This is a genomic window from Opitutaceae bacterium (assembly GCA_041395105.1).
Classification (GTDB): domain Bacteria; phylum Verrucomicrobiota; class Verrucomicrobiia; order Opitutales; family Opitutaceae; genus B12-G4.
The window spans coordinates 875,084-894,126 of record JAWLBB010000002.1; the positions used below are offsets into that span (position 1 = coordinate 875,084).

The 19,043-nt window shown below is 60.8% G+C and carries 16 protein-coding genes and 1 tRNA gene; 6 read left to right on the forward strand and 11 right to left on the reverse strand.

Annotated elements, in window-relative coordinates:
- Positions 1–110: 110 nt before the first annotated feature.
- The 6 genes from gatA to rpmI form a co-directional block, all read right to left on the reverse strand.
- Complete coding sequence (gatA, locus tag R3F07_10520) at positions 111–1,577, reverse strand: Asp-tRNA(Asn)/Glu-tRNA(Gln) amidotransferase subunit GatA (GenBank protein MEZ5276802.1); 1,467 nt, start codon at positions 1,575–1,577, stop codon at positions 111–113.
- Positions 1,578–1,643: 66 nt separating this feature from the next.
- Positions 1,644–1,934, reverse strand: coding sequence for an Asp-tRNA(Asn)/Glu-tRNA(Gln) amidotransferase subunit GatC (gene gatC / locus R3F07_10525; protein ID MEZ5276803.1), 291 nt, complete (start codon positions 1,932–1,934; stop codon positions 1,644–1,646).
- A 399-nt stretch (positions 1,935–2,333) separates the two neighbouring features.
- Positions 2,334–4,796 carry a phenylalanine--tRNA ligase subunit beta gene (gene pheT / locus R3F07_10530; protein ID MEZ5276804.1) on the reverse strand — a complete coding sequence of 821 codons (2,463 nt, stop codon included), beginning with the start codon at positions 4,794–4,796 and terminating at the stop codon, positions 2,334–2,336.
- Entirely contained in the window at positions 4,793–5,836 is a 1,044-nt protein-coding gene (gene pheS / locus R3F07_10535; protein ID MEZ5276805.1) for a phenylalanine--tRNA ligase subunit alpha, read from the reverse strand. Before pheS ends, pheT begins: the two co-directional genes overlap by 4 nt.
- Before the next feature lie 206 nt (positions 5,837–6,042).
- Complete coding sequence (rplT, locus tag R3F07_10540; protein MEZ5276806.1) at positions 6,043–6,414, reverse strand: 50S ribosomal protein L20; 372 nt, start codon at positions 6,412–6,414, stop codon at positions 6,043–6,045.
- 78 nt (positions 6,415–6,492) lie between these two features.
- Positions 6,493–6,690, reverse strand: a complete 198-nt coding sequence (rpmI, locus tag R3F07_10545; protein ID MEZ5276807.1) for a 50S ribosomal protein L35 — start codon at positions 6,688–6,690, stop codon at positions 6,493–6,495.
- A 399-nt stretch (positions 6,691–7,089) separates the two neighbouring features.
- Between rpmI and R3F07_10550 the strand changes: the two genes are divergently transcribed.
- Positions 7,090–7,779, forward strand: coding sequence for a prepilin-type N-terminal cleavage/methylation domain-containing protein (locus tag R3F07_10550; GenBank protein MEZ5276808.1), 690 nt, complete (start codon positions 7,090–7,092; stop codon positions 7,777–7,779).
- Positions 7,780–7,901: 122 nt separating this feature from the next.
- Positions 7,902–7,976 (forward strand) — tRNA-Lys (locus R3F07_10555).
- Between the two features lie 365 nt (positions 7,977–8,341).
- Here R3F07_10555 and R3F07_10560 read toward each other — a convergent pair.
- A complete protein-coding gene (locus R3F07_10560) occupies positions 8,342–8,752 on the reverse strand; it encodes an ester cyclase (protein ID MEZ5276809.1) in 411 nt (136 codons plus the stop codon).
- 423 nt (positions 8,753–9,175) lie between these two features.
- On the opposite strand from R3F07_10560, the gene R3F07_10565 reads away from it, so the two are divergent.
- The gene (locus R3F07_10565) at positions 9,176–9,946 is read left to right on the forward strand and encodes a methyltransferase domain-containing protein (protein MEZ5276810.1); all 771 of its coding nucleotides are present in this window, start codon (positions 9,176–9,178) and stop codon (positions 9,944–9,946) included.
- Between the two features lie 36 nt (positions 9,947–9,982).
- Here the strand turns inward: R3F07_10565 and R3F07_10570 are convergent, their stop codons facing one another.
- The 4 genes from R3F07_10570 to R3F07_10585 form a co-directional block, all read right to left on the reverse strand.
- On the reverse strand, positions 9,983–10,774 hold the full coding sequence (locus R3F07_10570; protein ID MEZ5276811.1) for an ABC transporter permease subunit: 792 nt from the start codon (positions 10,772–10,774) through the stop codon (positions 9,983–9,985).
- Positions 10,771–11,814 (reverse strand): ABC transporter permease, encoded by a 1,044-nt coding sequence (locus R3F07_10575; protein MEZ5276812.1) that lies wholly within the window; start codon positions 11,812–11,814, stop codon positions 10,771–10,773. Before R3F07_10575 ends, R3F07_10570 begins: the two co-directional genes overlap by 4 nt.
- Before the next feature lie 424 nt (positions 11,815–12,238).
- Complete coding sequence (locus R3F07_10580) at positions 12,239–13,855, reverse strand: ABC transporter substrate-binding protein (GenBank protein ID MEZ5276813.1); 1,617 nt, start codon at positions 13,853–13,855, stop codon at positions 12,239–12,241.
- A gap of 502 nt (positions 13,856–14,357) precedes the next feature.
- Positions 14,358–14,771 carry an OsmC family protein gene (locus R3F07_10585; GenBank protein ID MEZ5276814.1) on the reverse strand — a complete coding sequence of 138 codons (414 nt, stop codon included), beginning with the start codon at positions 14,769–14,771 and terminating at the stop codon, positions 14,358–14,360.
- Positions 14,772–15,451: 680 nt separating this feature from the next.
- On the opposite strand from R3F07_10585, the gene R3F07_10590 reads away from it, so the two are divergent.
- The 3 genes from R3F07_10590 (at position 15,452) to R3F07_10600 (ending at position 18,947) form a co-directional block, all read left to right on the forward strand.
- The gene (locus tag R3F07_10590) at positions 15,452–16,180 is read left to right on the forward strand and encodes a sugar transferase (protein MEZ5276815.1); all 729 of its coding nucleotides are present in this window, start codon (positions 15,452–15,454) and stop codon (positions 16,178–16,180) included.
- Positions 16,181–16,642: 462 nt separating this feature from the next.
- A complete protein-coding gene (locus R3F07_10595) occupies positions 16,643–17,695 on the forward strand; it encodes a Gfo/Idh/MocA family oxidoreductase (protein MEZ5276816.1) in 1,053 nt (350 codons plus the stop codon).
- A gap of 130 nt (positions 17,696–17,825) precedes the next feature.
- Positions 17,826–18,947, forward strand: a complete 1,122-nt coding sequence (locus tag R3F07_10600; GenBank protein MEZ5276817.1) for an adenylyltransferase/cytidyltransferase family protein — start codon at positions 17,826–17,828, stop codon at positions 18,945–18,947.
- Positions 18,948–19,043 lie beyond the last annotated feature (96 nt).

Here is a 19,043-nt window from a genome sequence, read left to right on the forward strand (position 1 = left end):
AGGCGTCGGGACCTGTCCCGGCCCGAAGGCGTCGGGATCTGTCCCGGCCCGAAGGCGTCGGGAAGCAACCATCTTCCCTTCTTCCGTTCTTCCTGTTTTCCCCTCAAAACCTAAATCACAGGCGACTGACGCACAAAATCATGTCCCCGCTCGAATCGACGCCCCAGTTCCAGGATCTCCGCCTCTCCGAAGGGTCGACCCAGAATCTGCAGCCCGATGGGCAGGCCCGCCGAAGTGAACCCGCAGGGTATCGACAAACCCGGGATCCCCGCCAGATTGGCACTGAGCGTATAGATGTCGCTCAGGTACATTTCCAGCGGATCCGATGACCGCTCGCCTTTCCGGAAGGCGGCAAAGGGCGATGTCGGCGTCAGCAACGCATCCACCTGCCCGAAGGCATTGAGGAAATCCTGACGGATCAGCGTGCGCACCTTCTGGGCACGCAGGTAGTAGGCATCATAATAACCGCTGCTCAGGACATAGGTTCCCAGGATGATCCGTCGCTTCACTTCTGGGCCGAAGCCTTCAGCCCGCGACTGAAAATAGAGATCAATCCCGTCCTCCGCCCGGGCCGCCCGGTGACCATACCGAACGCCGTCGTAACGGGCGAGATTCGATGAGGCCTCCGCCGTCGCGATGATATAATAGGTCGCCACCGCGTACTCGGTGTGCGGCAGAGAGACTTCCCGAACCTCGCATCCATTCGCCTCATAAAAGGCAATCGCACAGTCAATCGCCGCTTTGACCTCGGAGTCGATTCCCTCGGCCAGGTATTCCTTCGGCACCCCGAGCCGCCAGACCCGGTCCGCCTTCCCGCCGGTCGGCCCGAAGTCCCCGACCGGCTGGTCAACCGAGGTCGAGTCCCGGCCGTCATGGCCGGCAATCGCCCCAAGAAGCAGCGCTGCGTCGTCCACGGTCCGGGCCATCGGCCCGACCTGGTCAAGTGACGAGGCAAACGCCACCAGTCCATAGCGCGAGACCCGGCCGTAGGTCGGCTTCAGGCCCACCACTCCGCAGAACGAGGCCGGCTGTCGCACCGAACCCCCGGTATCACTCCCCAACGCCAGCGTCGTCTCCCGCGCCGCCACCGCAGCCGCACTCCCCCCGCTGCTGCCTCCGGGCACCCGGGTCAGATCCCAAGGATTCGAGGTCACCTTGACCGATGAGTTCTCCGTCGACGAGCCCATGGCGAACTCGTCCATATTCAACCGACCCCAGACAATCGCCCCCGCCGCCTTCAGGCGTTCGACCGCATGGGCATCATAGGGAGAGACAAACCCCTCCAGCATCCGGCTGGCACACCCCAAAGGCTGTCCGCGAACAGCCAATACATCCTTGACCCCGACCGGAACTCCGTCGAGCGGACCACGGCTCATTCCCTCCGCCCGCCGCCGATCCGAGGCGTCCGCCTGGGCCAGGGCATCCGCCTCGTCATAGGAAAGAAAAGCCCCGACCGAGCCATCGACCGCCTTGGTCCGATCCAGATGGGCGGACATGACCTCCCGGGCCGAGATCGATCCATCCGCCAGGAGCGATCCCAATTCCAACGCCGTCTTCTCAATAATCACGTCAGCCATGCAACAAGAGTCCAGTCACCCATCACCCATCTCCCATCTCCCATTTTAGCATCTCCCATTTCCGCATCACTCCACCACTTTCGGCACGACAAACATCCCCTCGCGGGCCGCCGGGGCATTGCGCAGGGCTTCTTCCGGACTCAGGGCGGATCGCACCTCGTCGTCACGCCAGACATTGGTCACCGGGATGGCATGGGCGGTCGGCTCAACCCCGTCGATTTCCACCGTATTGAGTTTCTCAATATAGGTCAGGACCTCCTCGAGCTGGCCCGAAAAGAGCCGCTTTTCCTCCGCGCTCAGGGCGATCCGCGCCAGGTTGGCCACGTAATCAATATCAATGGGGGCGTGTGTGCTCATGTCGTTTTCTCCAGCTGATCCATCCGCTTCAGAGTGTAGCCACCGCGCTGTGCCGCGGTGTCCGTCGACCCTGGAAAACGCCGACACAGCGACGTTGCTCTACACCCAAAAACCGGGAAAACCGGCTCAAGACTGAACCGTTCGCATCACCCACCGCCAATAACCTGCACATCCCGTTGGTCATCCCGTTTTCTCCAGCTGATCCATCCGCTTCAGAGTGTAGCCACCGCGCTGTGCCGCGGTGTCCGTCGACCCAGGAAAACGCCGACACAGCGACGTTGCTACACCCAAAGACCGGGAAAACCGGCTCCAGACTGAACCGTTCGCATCACCCACCACCAATAATCTGCATATCCCGTTGGTCATCCCGTTTTCTCCACGCCCGTCGAAGACTCACCGCTACCGACGGACCTTATACTCCGTCTTGTCCTCGACCGCCTTCAGCAGGCGGTCAAAGGCCCCGTTCACCTCGTCGTCCGTCAGGGTCCGGGTCGGCGACGCATAGGCCAGCGAGAAGGCCAGGCTTTTCGTCCCCTCAGGCAGCCCTTTTCCTTCGTAAACATCGAACAGGGTTACCGTTTCCAGGCTGAAGGCGCCGTTCGTCACCGTCTGGCCCAACTCCCGCAGGATGCCTTCGACTGAGCCCGCCGGGACCGATTGCCCGACCATCAGCGCCACGTCGCGAAGAGCCGGCGGAAAACTGCTGAACGGCTCATACTTCATCGGCTTTCGCCCGACCGAAAGGAACTCCGGTGTCATCGCCAGCATGCCCGCGAAGACCTTGCCCCGCACATTCAATCGATGCATCTCGGCCAGATCCAGCATCCCGAATCGGATCGAGAACCGCCCGTCCGGGTCCTCATGGCGGGCCGCCTGACCCGACTGCCAGCTGCTGTCCGGCCGGGTTACCGGCTCAAACACAATCCCGGCCGGGTCAATCCCGGCCAATGACGTCAATCGCAGGATCCGCTGCTTGGCATCAAAAAAGTCCGGAGAGCTCCCTTTGCGCCAGCTGATCCGATCCACGTCTTCGCCCAGGAGAAAGCCCACCCCGACCATCTCGTCGACCGCCCCGCCGCGTTCACGAAAGACCCGGCCACACTCAAAGAAGCGGGAACCGCCCGTATGACGGGCCTGGTTCAGCTTCAGGACATCAAGCAGTCCCGCCACCAGGGTTGCCCGCAGATGGGTCTGATCCTCGATGATCGGATTCGCCAGCTTCAGCTCCTCCGCCGCCGTCTGGGAGAACCACCTCCCGAGCTCCTCACCGGAGCGTAGGCTGTAGTTGATGCATTCATGAAAATCCTGGCCTACCAGATAGGACGACGCCGCCCGCGAAAACTCCATCACCGGATCATCCACCGCCACGATCCCCGGCGCTCGGACCACCCCAGAGGGAATCTTGTCCGTGCCATAAACCCGGAGGATTTCCTCGATCAGGTCAATCGGCCGATCCAGATCGAGCCGAAAACTCGGTATGCCGACCGTCCAGGTGATCTCCCCGCTCTCCTCAACCGTCTCTTCCCGCTCAATCCGAAGCTCCAGCGACTCGAGGGAACTCCGGACGACCTCGGGAGCGATCTCAAAGCCGCAACGCTCCGTCACGTACTTCGAGGATATCCGGATCTCGTTCTTCCACACCCGCTCCGCCCCGACTTTGAAAATCGGCTCGGCAACCGTTCCGCCGGCCGTCTCGAGGATCAGGTCGACCGCCCGGCGCGCGGCGAACTCCAGGGAACCCACATCCACCCCGCGCTCGAAACGGTAGGAGCTGTCCGTCGACAACCCGAGCCGCCGCGAAGTCCAGCGGATACAGGATGGCTTGAACCAGGCCGCCTCCAGAACAATGTCCGTCGTCGAATCGGAGACTTCCGAGGACAATCCGCCCATCACCCCGGCAATCGCCACCGTTCCCTCACCGTCGGCAATCGTCAGCATCCGCCCGGTCAGGACCCGCTCTTTCTCATCCAGGGTGGTGAAGCGCTCCCCGTCCTTCGCCAGCCGCACCACGATCCTGTTTTGACGCAGGAGGGAGGCATCAAAGGCGTGCAGGGGCTGTCCCAACTCCATCAATACGTAGTTGGTCACGTCCACGATGTTGTTGATCGGACGCAGCCCGACCGAGGTCAGCAGACGCTGCATCCACTCCGGACTCGGCCCGATCTTCACCCCGCTGATGACATGACCAAGGTAGAGCGGACAAAGTTCGTCCGCCTCGACCGTGATGCTGTCGAGAATACCGCGCCCGCCGGCCTGCGGTCCCGGGACCCCGTTGAAACGAACCTCCGGATACGTCAGGGCGAGTCCGAAGTGCGCCGCCAGCTCCCGCGCCAGACCCAGATGGGAAAGACAGTCCGGCCGGTTTGGCGTCACCTCCAGGTCGAAGACAACATCGCCGTCCGGGTAGACATCGTTGATCCCTGTCCCGAGAGCCGGCGCTCCTTCAAGAATGAGCAGCCCCGCCGCATCGGAGCCATAGCCGATCTCCTTGCCCGAGCACATCATCCCGTCCGATTCCACTCCCCGCAGCTTGGAACGCTTGATTTTGAAGTCACCAGGCAGAACCGCCCCCGGTAATGCCACCGGCACCCGGTCGCCCACCTTGTAGTTCTGCGCCCCGCAAACGATCGTCTTGCGGCCGTGGGAAGGTCCGGCGTCGACCAGGCAGACGCTCAGGCGATCGGCATTGGGGTGCGGATTCCGCTCAAGGACCTCACCCACCACCACGTTCTCCAGTGGCGGCAATCCGGTCTCTTCCACCCCCTCGACCTCGAATCCGAGAAGGGTCAGGGCTCGCTCGATCGTAGCCGGCTTTTCCTCAAGGGCCACATACTGCTTCAACCAACGATAGGAAACTTTCATCGCGCAAACTGGTTCAGGAAGCGGAGGTCATTCTGGTAAAAATAGCGGATGTCATCCACGCCGTATAGAATCATGGCGAGGCGCTCGATGCCGAAGCCGAACGCATACCCGGAATAAACGTCGGGATCATACCCGACCGATTCAAAGACCGCCGGATCGACCATGCCGCAACCAGCCATCTCGATCCATTCACTGCCCACCTTGGCCAGGTGACTGGACGAGAAGTCGACCTCGAAACTCGGTTCGGTGTAGGGAAAGAAATGCGGACGCAACCGCGTCTTGGTTCCCTTCCCCAGCAGAGACTCGAAAAGATAGTCGAGCAGGGCCTTGAGGTCACGGACGGTCACACCCTTGTCCACGTAAAGCCCCTCGATCTGGTTGAAATTCGCCGAATGCGTCGCATCCACCGTGTCGCGCCGAAAACACCGGCCCGGCGAAATGATCCGCAGCGGAGGCTTCTTCTTCAGCATGGTGCGGATCTGAACCGAAGAGGTATGGGTCCGCAGGAGATAACGCTCATCGTCAAACCTGGAGACATTGCCGAAACGCGCCTTCTCCGGGAAATAAAACGTGTCCTGCAGATCCCGGGCCGGATGGTCCGGCGGCGTATTCAGCGCATCAAAACAGTAATACTCGGTCTCGACCTCGGATCCCTCGACCACCGAGAACCCCACCTGCTTGAAGATCCGACAGATTTCTTCCCGAATCTGGGTCAGGGGATGGCTCGCTCCCGGGCCAGTCCCGGGCACCGGCAGGGATGGGTCCACCGCCGGTCCGGCCTGAGCCAGGATCTCCGCCTGCTCAATCGCCGCCAGCGTCCGATCCAGGATGGATTGGAGCTCACCCTTGGCCTCGTTGATCAACTTGCCCGCCGCGGGCCGCTCCTCTTTTGGCAGGCGACCGATCTCCTTCATGACCGCGGTCAGCTGACCGTTGGGTCCGACCAGACGCGCCTTGAAGGCCTCAAAGGCCGGCCGCTCGCCGATTCCCTCCGCCTCAGCCGAAGCCGCCACTATCACCGCTCTCAGTTTCTCTTGCATCGTAAAATTCCAATCTCACGAACCCATCACAAAAACTCCACCAAAAACCCAGCCCCATTTCACCAGCCCACGGGACAGCGTCGCCAGCTGAAAACCCCTCGGAGAGGCTTTATGCCTCGATCCCTGTTCCCGAAAACAAAAGAGGCCGGGCCTCTCAGCCCGACCTCCCTCGAAGTTCAAACAAGACGGGGAAAATCCCCGCTCTTTCAGGCGGAAGCCTTGGCCTTCAGCGCGTCGCGGGCCTTGGCCACCAGTCCGGCAAAACCGGCTTCGTCCCGGACGGCCAGGTCAGCCATGACCTTGCGATCCAGCACGATCTCAGCGGCGGCCAGGCCTTCGATAAATCGGCTGTAAGAGATATCGTTCGCCCGGCAGGCCGCATTGATGCGGACAATCCAGAGGGAACGCCAGGTGCGCTTCTTGGCCCGGCGGTCACGGTAGGCATACTGGCCCGCGTGGTCGACCGCGTCTTTGGCATAGCGAAAAAGCTTCGACTTGCTGCCGAAATAGCCTCTCGCGCTCTTGAGAACCCGCTTCCGCCGACGGCGTGATGCGGGTGAATTGGTGGATCTTGGCATGTTTCCTTATAGGTTTGGAACCGGGCAGGTCGCCTCGTTGTTTTTACCTGACCGGTTAATTGGTTTGAATCAAGCGACTCAGCTCAGACCGTGCGGAAGGGCTTTCATCAACTGGGCAGCGTGGCCTGGAGCGACCAGCTTGTCCCGGGAGTTCCGGCGCTTCTGTTTCACTGTCTTTGAGCTCAAGAGATGGCGCTGCCCGGGCGAACGGCGAATCAGCTTCCCCGTTCCCGACAACTTGAACCGCTTGGCGATGGATTTCTTGGTTTTCTGCATGGATCAATCCGTGGAAACCGCCCAATCAACAGGACCCCGATTCCCATGTAAAGGGGAAACTCCACCCAAGCCCCCAACTTTCCACCACCCCCTCAATACCTCCCACCTCTCTCCCCTAACCTCCTATTGATCAACGAGACGAGCGACTTTGTAACATAATAGGTTACAAAGTCAGTGGATTCCTGATCAGGCACCTAACCCAAGAAACCACGATACACCTCACGAAGGTGTCATCGTAACCACCTTATTTAAAACCACTTCTGAACATTTGTAACATATTATGTTACAAAATGGCTGTTTCCAAAGCCGGGGTCCGGCCGCCATTCAGCTTGCCCTGCGGCGACTTGCCCGCGAAGACGGGCTTGCGTCAACTCCTCTTCGATCGTAGGACCACCCCGGATGCCCCCTGAGATTCCATTCCCAACAGCCAAGACAGGCACTGCGGCGCATCGATGTGCACCGCGGAGGAGCCATGCCAACGGCCTTCCCTCGAGAAGAGGACTGACGCTGGTCGAGCTCCTCACCGTCATCGCGATCATCAGCATCCTGATCAGCATCCTCATCCCGACGGTCAGCACCGTCCGAACCAGCGCCCGCAAGGCCAAGGCCAAGATCCTGCTCACCCAATGGGCCACGGCCCTGGAGACTTTTCGTCAGGAATACGGGTTCTACCCCGCTTTCGATTTCGCCGCGGATGAAGACAACCTGATCGCCTCGGCGGCTGATACGGCCGTGTTCGTAAAGGCTCTTTCCGGACGGAACGTGGATGGGTCCGTCCTTGAAGCAACCGACACTGCATCAGGTAACAAAAAACGGATCCGCTTCTACACCTTCTCCGAAGGCGAGATCAACGCCAGCGGCCAGTTGGTCGATGGCTTCGATGGCGACAAGATCGCCATCCTTTTCGACAAGAATCTTGACGGCATCATTAAGGTGGGTGAAGACGCCGACGACGACTACGCTGCCTTTCCCGAAATCATTTCCGGTGTCGCGTCGCCACCCAGATGGCCCACAGGCGGTCTCCGCGCCGGTGTTGCCATCTACTCCCCGGGACCTGCCGGAGTGGGCAACATGATCACCACCTGGTGAGATTCGGTGACCAGCCTGAGTCAGGGCGAAGGGGATCCGAAATCCGGGATTTTCAAACTCAGGCTTTACAAAAGCGCTCACATTCCCAAAAACCTCCCTTTCCAATTCTGGAAGCAAGGTACGCCTCCCTAGCTCAATGGTAGAGCAGTTGACTCTTAATCAATTGGTTCGGGGTTCGAGTCCCCGGGGGGGTACCAGAAATCTGCCTGCGGGCAGCAGGTAGGGCGATATAATCGGACCCTGAACGCGCAACATTCGAGGGGGCTCGAACCCGGGTTCGACGGAGCAAAGCGGAGATGGGTGCCACGAAGTGGCAATCCGCAGGACCTGGCAGAGCCAGCCAATTCCCGGGGGGGGTACCAGAAATCCGTGTAAAGGAAGTGAATCGAACTGAAAACAGGGCTCTGCCAATACCCTGATCCAGCGGGCTCGAACCCGGGTTCGACGGAGCGAAGCGAAGATGGGTGCCACCTTGTGGCAGTCCGCAGGACCTGGCGGAGCCAGCCTATTCCCGGGGGTGAGCCCAATGCGTCCAGAGGTCGGGAATAACCCTCCGGAGGGCCTACCTGCCTTGGTCGACCTGCCGCTGGTATTCGGCGGCATCGAAATTCCCGAGCGATCTGGCGATCAATCCGTCATCCCCCATCTGCCATTCTTCCCACCCGCTGATCCGGACGCGGTGACCGGTGCCACCGGGACCGTTGTTGGTCCCCTCAAGCGTCCATTTGTAGATGGTCCGGTCCTGTTCCACCACAAGGTCGTCCATCTGGACCATCAGGTCGGGAAAGGCGGTCATGAACCCCCGGGCAGCCTCGGCGATCTCACCTCGCCCCAATGACGGCGTGCCTCCATTGATGGTCAACGACCCATCCGGCGAAAAGAACCCGGCAACGCTGGCCGGATCCTGACTGCACCAGGCCGCCGTGTACAGCCTCGCGAATTCGCGAAGCTCTGAAGTTGGGTCGTCTGCCATATTGAGTCTCCGATTAAGGGGATTGATCCATTTCGTCGCCACCATCACAAGCGATCGCTCATCCTTTCAAAAAACCATTGGTTGCCCATTGGTCTTTGCATCGCTCGTCACCTCGATGAGCTATCCCTGCGCGCAGGGAAACTCCAGCTCAATCCCGGATTACCGGAAGTCGCCATCATCCAACAGGGTGATCTTCTGCGTGGGAACCATCGCATCGATCTTCGTAATCACGGCTGACGCCATCGAATCCGATGGAGAGTCAACCGGAAATGGCTGAGCCGCAACGTGGCGCGAAGACAGGAGCGAAACCAGCGATCTTCCTGACCGTCCGCAGAACCACCAATCCCTTCCCGACACACGAATAATCCGCAGCCCCCCACTGGATCATTGCCCTGCCGAAGCCAACCTCCTACCGTGGATTCCATGCCGACCTGGGATCCGGATCTCTACCTCCGATTTGCCAACGAACGCACCCAGCCCACGATCGACCTGGTTGCCCGTCTTGGTGAAATCCGTCCCGCTACCATCATTGACCTGGGTTGCGGCCCGGGCAACAGCACGGCGATCCTCCTCAAGCGATTTCCCGAAGCGAAAATCATCGGACTCGACCACTCCGATGAGATGATCGAACAGGCGCGGGCGGCGCTGCCGCTGATCGATTGGATTCATGCGGACGTGCGCCTCTGGAAGCCGGATTACCACTTTGATCTGGTCTTCTCCAATGCCGCTCTCCAATGGGTCCCCGATCACGCCAGGCTTGTTCCCCAATTGATGGGTTGGCTGAATCCGGCAGGCGTATTGGCGGTGCAAATGCCGCTTCACTACGACTCGCCACTCCAGCAGATCATCCAGAAGGTCGCGCGAGACCCATCCTGGGCGCACCGGATGGATGGCCCGCTGAATGCCCTGACCCGACACCCGTCGGGATTCTACTATGACATCCTGAGCGGACTGAGCGCCCACATCGATATCTGGCAAACCGAGTACTTCCATCAACTCGAGAGTCCGCAGGCCATCGTGGACTGGATGCGGGGCACCGGCCTCCGGCCTTTTCTCGAAGCGCTGACGACCGAGAGCGAGCGCCAACAATTCGAGGAAGCCGTCCTCGCAGGAACGACCGCCGCCTATCCCCGGCAAAAGGACGGCCGTGTGCTCTTCCCTTTCAAGCGGCAATTCGTGATCGCCCACGCCTGAGTCCGGATCCCGTCCGAGTCCACCCTTTGGCCAGTCTCACACCCGGCGCTGCACATTCGACAGGTGCACGACGAGGAGCAGGCCGCTCAGGAGCAGGCCGGGCCAGATGACCAGCATGGGCTGCTGGAAAAGATAGGTCTGGTTATGGCGCAGGATGGTCCCGAGTTCCGGCAGATCCGGGTCGCCGGTCAATCCGAGAAAGGTCAGGCCGCTCAGCTCCAGCACCCCGACCGCAAAGAACAACTTGGCCAGCGACACGATCTGCAGCCTCGCATTGGGCCAGATGGAAAAACGGATGATATGTCCGCGTCGCGCCCCGAGGGCCCGGCTGGCCACGACGTGAAGCGCCTCGGCCTGCTCCGCCCAGATCACCCGCAACTGCCGGAAGCCGAAGGCCACGCTTCCCACCGCCGCCGCCAGGACGAGCGTCCCCGGCGACGGTTCGAGAAAGACCAGGAAGAGAAGGCCGACGAACAGCACCGGCAGGGCGATCCCGACCGAGACCATTCCGCGTATTAATTTTTTGAATACCCGCGGCCCACTCCGCTCCAGCGCGACAAGGATCGCCGAAAGAAGCAGGGTCAGCGAACTCGCCGCCAGCCCAAGGACCACGGTGACCCCGGACCCCCGCCAGAGCCGGCTGAGCATGTCGCGGCCCAGTCCGTCCACCCCGAACCAATGCCCCGGCGCCCACCAGGTCAGCCGCAGATCCAGAAAATCCTGCGCCTGCGGATTGTAGGGGGTGTAGACAAGCCCAAGGAGGGACCAGACCACCCAGGCCAAAGCCACCACTCCCATCGGACTCCACTTTCCCGGAAGGCCCTTCATGAGTCGGGATCCTCCGAACTGCCGGTGGCCACCGGATTGATCAAAACAACCACGAAATCCGCCAGAAAGACCACACAGACCACGAGCAGAATGACGAGGAGCAGCACGTTCTGAACAACATAGATGTCCCGATCGAGCACAGCCGTCACCAGGTAGCGCCCGAGTCCCGGCCAGGAAAATACGGTCTCCGTCAGGACGGCTCCGCCGAGCAACGCCCCGAAATTGGTCCCGATAACCGTGATGACCGGTGCGCTGACCACCTTGAGCACGTGGTGGATCCAGATCCGGATCGGTCCCAGTCCCCTCGCTCGCAAGGCGGCCACCAGGGTATTCAGCCGCGGATCCTGCAGACGGGCCCGCAGGACCGAGCAGACCTGAGCCGCCGGATAAAAGGAAAGGCAGAACGCCGGCAGAGCCAGGAAGTTGAGGGCGACCCCCAGTTTCCGCAAATCTCCGTCGAGGATCGAGTCGATGGTCAGAAACCCCGTCACCTCCGGGGGCTTGATCAGGGCAAAATCAAACCGCCCGCCCGCCGGAAACCAGCCCAGCCAGAGACTGCCGACGATGAGTGCGAGGAGCCCGATCCAGAAAATCGGCAGGGTCAATCCGATCGTCCCCAGAAGAAAGGACAGCCTTCGCAGGATATCCAGGTGGAAGACCTCGGCAAAGACCGCCGTGATCACGCCAACGACGATTCCCAGAAAGAGACCGCAAAGGCTAAGTTCGAGGGTTGCCGGGAAAAACCCCGAGACGTCCTCGGCGACAGGTCGGGCCGAAAGGAGGCTGCGGCCCCAATCCCCCGTCCAGAATCGCTTCACGTAAAGGACATACTGGGTCACCACTGGTTCATCCAGACCCAGACGGGCCCGCTCTTCGGCCACGCGAACAGGATCCGGGTTCTTCAGCCGGAGCGCGACCGGATCTCCGGGGATGGCCCGAATCGCCAGAAACAGGGCCATGCTCGTGATCAGGAAGATTACCACGAAGAGCCCCAACTTACGCCCGACGAACCGGAGGAAACGAAAGACGTGTCGCCTCATGACCGGGCGAGCGGAGCTCGCAAAGATCCGCTGGAGATGGCGCCGCCGACACGAGCGACCCGTTCAGAGAGGCGCGCCCAGCGGTCACGCCCTACCCGAATCTGTTGATCGCAATACCTAAACAGCATCCCTTCCAAGAACCTGAATCTGCATCGGAAAGTCCAGACCGTTCCGATTTCACTTTCGTTACCTTTCGTTCTCCCGACATCTTCGAGCCGGGATTTCGCCAGGCTCAACTTGAGCGAAGCGGGTGTTCATCCCATCCCCCAAAGCATCCGTCTTCCGTTCTTCCGTGTTTTCTGTCCTCCCACTAGAAGAATCCGTCCACCGTCCTCTTCCCGATCTTCGAACTCCGGCTTGTCCGGGCGTATCGAAGAGTAGCCTGATCTCCGATCTCCGCGAACCCCGTTCGCTCCCATACCGCCTACCGATCACCTTCCCCCCGCGCCTTCCAACCCAGCGGTCCCAAGCGCAGGTCGCCGATCAATTGCAGCTCAAACCCGGTCACTTCTGAGCGCATGACGGCGATATTGTCGCCATGGATCAGGGGGACGATCGGCAGATCACGACGCCAGATCGCGAGGGCTTCCTCATAGAGTTTCTGACGCACGGCCTTGTTGGTCTCCGCCCGCGCCGCGAGCAGCACCCGGTCCATCTCCTCGTTCCGGTAGTCCGAAAAGTTCGTGGCCGAACCCTTCACGGCCGCCCAGCTGCCGAGCAGGATGCCGAGGAAATTGTCGGTGTCGCCGTTGTCCCCGACCCAGCCGATCAGGCCCAGGTCGTAGTTGAAATCCCGCAGATCCGCCAGATGGCTCTTGAAATCCTTTGAGACGATCTCCACCTGCAGGCCGATACGCTCGAGCTCGCTCCGGATGAACGACGCCACCTTGACCGGATCCGGGAAATACTGACGCGGTGCACTCATGACCTGCAGCTTGATCGGTTCCGTGAACAGATCCGCATGCCGGGCGATGATCTCGCGGGCTTTCTCGACATCGCGAACGATCGGGTCCGGCAACGAAGGCTCGCCGAGAAAGCCCGGCGGGATCGGGTAGGTCGCCGGCCGACCCGCCCCGTCCAGGGCCACCATGGCGAGTTCGGTCCGGTTGATTGCCATGGCGATGGCCGCCCGGATCTCCGGGTTCTGATACTTGGGCAGATTCAGATTGAAGGAGAGGTATCCGACGTTGAGCCCCGCATGCTGATAGACGGTGAAGCCAGGATCCGCGTCCAGATAGACCACCTCGGCCGGCTGGAGCCCGTCCAGTCCGTGCACCCGGCCCGATCGGAGTTCGAGCAGGCGGACGGTGTTGTCCGGAACCACCTTCATGACGAGACGCTCAAACTGGGGTGCATGGGCCTTGTCCCAGTAGTCCGGATTTCTCTCCATGATGATCGCTTCGTTCGGCTCCCAGCTCACGAAGCGCCAGGGACCCGTTCCGATCGGGTGCCGTTGAAAATCCGCACCGTAGGTGTCCAGACCGGCCGGGCTGACGAGAAAAGCCGGGAAGATGGCCAACGAATTGAGGAGTGAGGCGTTGGGCTGGCTCAGCCGGAAGACAATCGTCATCGGCCCCTCCGCCTCGACCGCGATCACATCCTGATAAAGGTAACGCCAGTATTGGAAATTGGCACCGGGAAGGTGGCCGGGATGATCGTCCTCCATCTGCCGGCGGAAGCTGAACAGGGCGACCTCTGCGGTCAGAGGAGTCCCGTCGTGGAATGTGACACCCTCCCGCAGCTCAAAGCGGTAGGTCAGACCGTCGGGCTCGATCATGACAGACTTGGCGAGGCAGGGTTCGATCTCGAGGGTCCCGGACTTGAAGCGGACAAGCCCCTCGCAGATCTGGGTCAGGGTGTTGACCGATTCCCCGTCATCCACATCCGCAGGATCCAGCTTCTGGGCATCGCTGCCCCGGGCAAAGATGAAGGTCTCCGGAGCAGCGGAGCTGTCCCCTCCCCGACCACAGCCCGCCTGCAGGCTGAGAAATACGGCGAGCAGGGAGACTGACAGAAGGTGCACAAATCGATTTCGCATCATATCCAGAAAAGGTGGGTTAACCGAATCATTCAGGAGAAAGCAGTTCGCCCACCGTGACCCAGCATGCCCGGTCGGGCAACCCCGAAAGCCATTCTTCCGGATCCCTTCGAGGAAAGATTTTCCAATCAGATTTCAGCCACAATCAGACCCTGAAACACACCAAAAGAATCACGAGAACCACCAGGACCTTAAGCCTATCGAGGCTTCACGTCTCCCCACCTACCGACCTCGGAGACCGTAAGCTTCTGAAGCCTTACTTCGCCTGCCCTGAGTTTGCCGAAGGGTCCCCTTCCGACACTTCCGAGTTCTCCCCTCCGAAGAATCCCTTTCCCCCACCCGACAAGCCCTCCAGCGCCCTGCGCCTCCTTACCTGTTCCGGTCTCCAGCAGAGCTGGATCCGGTCTGTTATTCTCACTTCGTTCGTTGAGGGGTCGTCGCAAAGCTCCTCGGTAGTCGCGAAACGCTCGGAACTTTGTGTCATCCCAAATCTTCGTCCCTCCCATCAGGCCGCGGACCAGTGGAAATGAACCGGCTTCTCAACCGAGTCGCCCAGGCTGAGGTAGACCGGGCAACCGGTCGCAGTCGCCTCAATCAGCGCCCCCAGTTCTTCGGTCCGGGCAAAGGGGAGATGCAAGTGCGTTGTTAGCCGCGCGATCTTGCGCGGCCCCTCGCTCGTCATCTCCTTGTCCACGGTCAGGGAGAATCCCTCCAACTCAATTCCCTGCCGTCGCGCCACGATGGCCATGGTGGTGGCCATGCAGCTCCCCAAGGCGGTCGCGACCAGGTCCGTCGGGGAGAATGACTCGCCCTTCCCCTGATTATCCTTTGGGGCGTCGGTCTGAAAAGTGGAACCCGAAGGCTCATGCCTGACCTGACAATGGAGACCACCCTGGTAATCGATCGATATCCGAACCATGCCACGCAGTGTGCCGGTCACGTGCCCGATGACAAGACCTCGGGGACTTAACAGATAGTCCCGAGCTCTTCGCGACCCTTGGGTCCTCATGTGGCCATCCTTTCCCCTCCCGACCTTCGTTACCTTGGTTACCTTGAGCGAAGCGGGTGTTCATCCCAATCCCCAGAGCATCCTTCTTCCCTGTTCCGGTTTCCAGCAGAGCTGGATCCGGTCTTGTCACTCCGTTCGGGACTTCCTGTCCTCCTCAATCCAATCTTCGCGAGCTCGGCTCGCTCCTACTCCCGTTCCCTATACCCCATCAGGCCCCTTTCCAGAGGCACCCTGATGGTCACGAAACCGTGACTGAACCGCCACAGGTTCGGCACAAATCAGGCATTCCGGAATGCCCCCCTTAGGGGTCCTACTTGCACGGTTCTAAGGGTTACCCTGATCGACCCCTAATGCGTCGTAAATATGTTGTGAACGAGAGTCTTAAGGTTGATGAAGGAATCGTGAAAACGCGGGGGAAACGCCAGTCAAGCACAGCAATTACAGGAGCCAAATCGGGCCTCCTAAACAGGGCTGTCTGGACCGACGCAGGACAGAACTCGAATGACCCGTCCGGCAGCTCCTCCGCCCGACAGTCCCCCAGGTAGAGCCCCCCTTCGTCATTCTTCAATTCTCGATTTTCGATTCGCCCCATGAGCCTCACCTTCCAAGAAGCCAAACTCCTCGATTCAGAAGCTGCCGCCACCCTCGCCACCCCGAATTGGAAGCGCACCCTCGATCTCACCATCTGCTTCCTCGCCATCCCGTTTCTTCTTCCGATCATAGCGGTGATTGCCGTGGCGATTAAGATACTATCACCCGGTGCTCTCCTCTTCAAACAGACCCGTGTGGGCAAGGACGGCCAGCACTTCACCTGCTTCAAGTTCCGCAGCATGCGGGTCAACGCCGATACCGGCGTCCACGAGAACTACGTGAAGAACCTGATCCACTCGGCCGACAAGCCGATGACCAAGCTCGACAACGCCGGCGACACCCGCCTCATCCCGGGCTTCAACCTCGTTCGTGCGACCGGTCTTGATGAACTCCCCCAGCTCTTCAACGTCCTGCGCGGCGAGATGAGCATCGTCGGCCCGCGTCCCTGCATGGTCAGTGAGGCCGCCGAATACGAGCCCTGGCACCGCGAGCGTTTCAAGACCCTACCTGGTCTGACCGGTCTCTGGCAGGTGTCCGGCAAGAACCACACCACCTTTGATCAGATGATGCGGATGGATATCCGTTACGCCCGGAACAAGAACCTCCGGACCGACCTCTCGATCATCGTCCGCACGATTCCGGCCCTCATCGTCCAGGCTCTGGAAACCCGGAAGGCCCCGGCCGCCAAGCAAACCGAGAACTCGGTCGGCACCTCGGTAGCCGCCTGATTCATCCGCGCGGCGGACATCCCGGCGTAGTGCTCGAAGCCGGACGACTCCCAACGAATCCACGGGGAGTCGGACTCGCCATGGTGCAAGTTCGGTCCGCCGTCCACGGCCCACCGTCCACAGTCCACAGTCACCCGTCCACCAGCGGCAAAGCCGCTCCACCGTCCTCTTCTTCAAGCCTCATCCTCGCAAAGCCGTCCTCCGACATCCGACCACAGTCCTCTTTTTCCATCCTTCGTCACCTTCGTTCCTTAAGCGAAGCGGGTGTGAATCCCCTCCGAAAGCCGCGCCCTCTGACCTCAGGCTTCTTCCCCAAAGCCGTCCAACGTTCACAGTCCACAGTCCACCGTCAACCAGCGGCAAAGCCGCTCCCACCGTCAAGCTTACTTCAGAATCTCCAGCCCCATCCGTTGGAAATACCGTGACCTTTGATCAAAACGGCGTAAATTGACGACGGACCTTATGAGCGACGAAATAGGAGTGGGCGTTGTGGGGCTCGGCTACTGGGGACCCAATCTGGTGCGGAATTTCCGGTCGTTGAGAGATTGCAGGCTTAAGGCGATGTGCGATCTGAGCGAAGACCGCCGCAAGCATCTTCAATCCCTCTACCCCGAAGTCGAAGCGGTCAAGGACTACGACCGCCTCCTGAACGACCCGTCGATCGACGCCATCGCGGTCGCCACCGCCGTCCGCTTTCATCACCCACTGGCCAAGGCGGCCCTCGAGGCCGGCAAGCACGTCTTCGTGGAAAAGCCCATGGCCAGTTCCACCGCCCAGTGCCAGGAACTCATCGATCTCGCGGCCGAACGCAACCTGACCCTGATGGTCGGACACACCTTCCTCTACTCACCCCCGGTTCGCATGATCAAGAAGATCATCGACCGCGGCGAGATCGGCGACATCCGCTATATCAGCGCCCGCCGTCTCAACCTCGGACTCTACCAGAAGGATATCAACGTTACCTGGGACCTCGCCCCCCATGACATCTCGATCATCCTCCACATCATGGAAGAAACCCCGGTGACCATCAATTGCCAGGGCGCCTTTCATGTGACCGAGGGTATTGAGGATGTCACGACACTTTCCCTGAGCTTCCGCAAGGAGCGCTCGGCCATCGTCCAGAGCAGCTGGCTGGACCCCCGCAAGGTCCGGGAGATGACCATTGTCGGGAGCAAGCGCATGATCGTTTACGACGACGTCGCCACGAACGAGAAGATCAAGATCTTCGATGCCCGGGTCGAGCGGCCCCCGCACTACGACACCTTTGCGGAGTTCCAGTACGCCTACCACTACGGCGACATCTATATCCCGCACATCCAGCAGGCAGAGCCCCTCAAGACCGAGTGCCAGCATTTCCTCGACTCCATCAAGTCGGGCGAGAAATCCCTGACCTGCGGGGAAAAGGGTTTGGAAGTCGTCCGCATCCTCGAAGCCTCCTCCGAGTCGCTGAAACTGGACGGCGGCCCCGTCGAGTTCAACAACGGCTTCCACAAGAACGGGAACGGAGGCAGGTAGCCCCGGAGGTTTCCGGGTGTAGCCACTTCGCTGCGTCGAAGTGTCCTCAAGCTCGCCCACCAAGTCAGGCGAGTGCCGTTCCACCTGATTTGGCTTTCCGCATCCGTCCGGAAGCGTATCACTAGCATCCATGCGCAAGGTCTTCGTCTCAGGCTGCTACGACATCATCCACGCCGGGCATATCCAGTTTTTCCGCGAGGCGCGGGCTCTGGGAGATTTCCTGACCGTCTGCTTCGCCTCGGCCGATGTCTTGTGGCTGCACAAACAGCGCCGGAGTTCTCTGCCGGATGAGCACAAGCGCGCACTTCTGGCCGGGCTGAGAGTCGTGGACGAAGTCGTCGCCGGCGAGGGTCTTGAGGAAGGACTCGATTTCCGGGAACACTTCCTGCGAATCCGCCCCCATCTGCTCGTCGTGACCGAAGACGACAAGTACGGCGCCCTCAAGCGCGAGCTCTGTGCGCAGATTGGTGCCCTATACGTGGTGTTGCCCAAGACCCCGCCCGAATTCCCTCCCATCTCCACCAGTGAAATCGTGCGCTATATCCGTGCGCCGCAGGAAGCCCCCTTGCGGGTCGACTTTGGAGGAGGTTGGCTCGATGTGCCCCGGTTTGCGCGACCCAATGCCTACGTGGTCAACTGCGCGATTTCCCCGACCGTATCGCTTCGCGACTGGCCCTATGAACGCAACTCCGGTCTGGGTGGCAGCGGAGCCTGGGCGCTCCTCAATGGCCGCAATGGGGTGACCGCCGAACTGGATCTGGGCGTGGGTTGGCAGGATCCGGCGGTCATTTCCGAGACGGGCCTGTGCATCTGGCGAAGCGGCCCCAGACCGGATCTGGAGCTCAAGCACAACGCGGACTTCCTGCGCGGTTGCATGGCACTGTTCTGGACCGGCAAGCCTCATGACACTCCCGGGGTGGTCCAGAACTCGCGGGATTTTGATGCCATCGAAGCAGCCGGAAAGACGGCCCGCGACGCCGTCTGGGCATCCAGCTTGCCTCAATTGGCCGACGCCGTTCGCCAATCCTACGCCCTGCAGATTGACGAAGGTATGGCGCCACTGGCCGGCGATCCATCGGCGAAACTGACAATTCCCGAGTCCCTGTCGAAGTCGGTGCTGGCCTGGAAATACTGTGGCGGTGGGTTCGGCGGATACGCCCTTTACCTGTGTGCCACCAGAGAGACCCGGGACGAACTCTGCGAGCAGCCAGGCTTCCGCCCCGTCGAACCCTACGTCCTGTCAGGGGTCTAGGCACCCCGGTCCGCCCCCTGCCGTCCGTCGACCTCGTCCCGACGTATTGAAAAGAAGCCGGACGTCCACAGTCCACAGTCGACCAACCACCAGCGG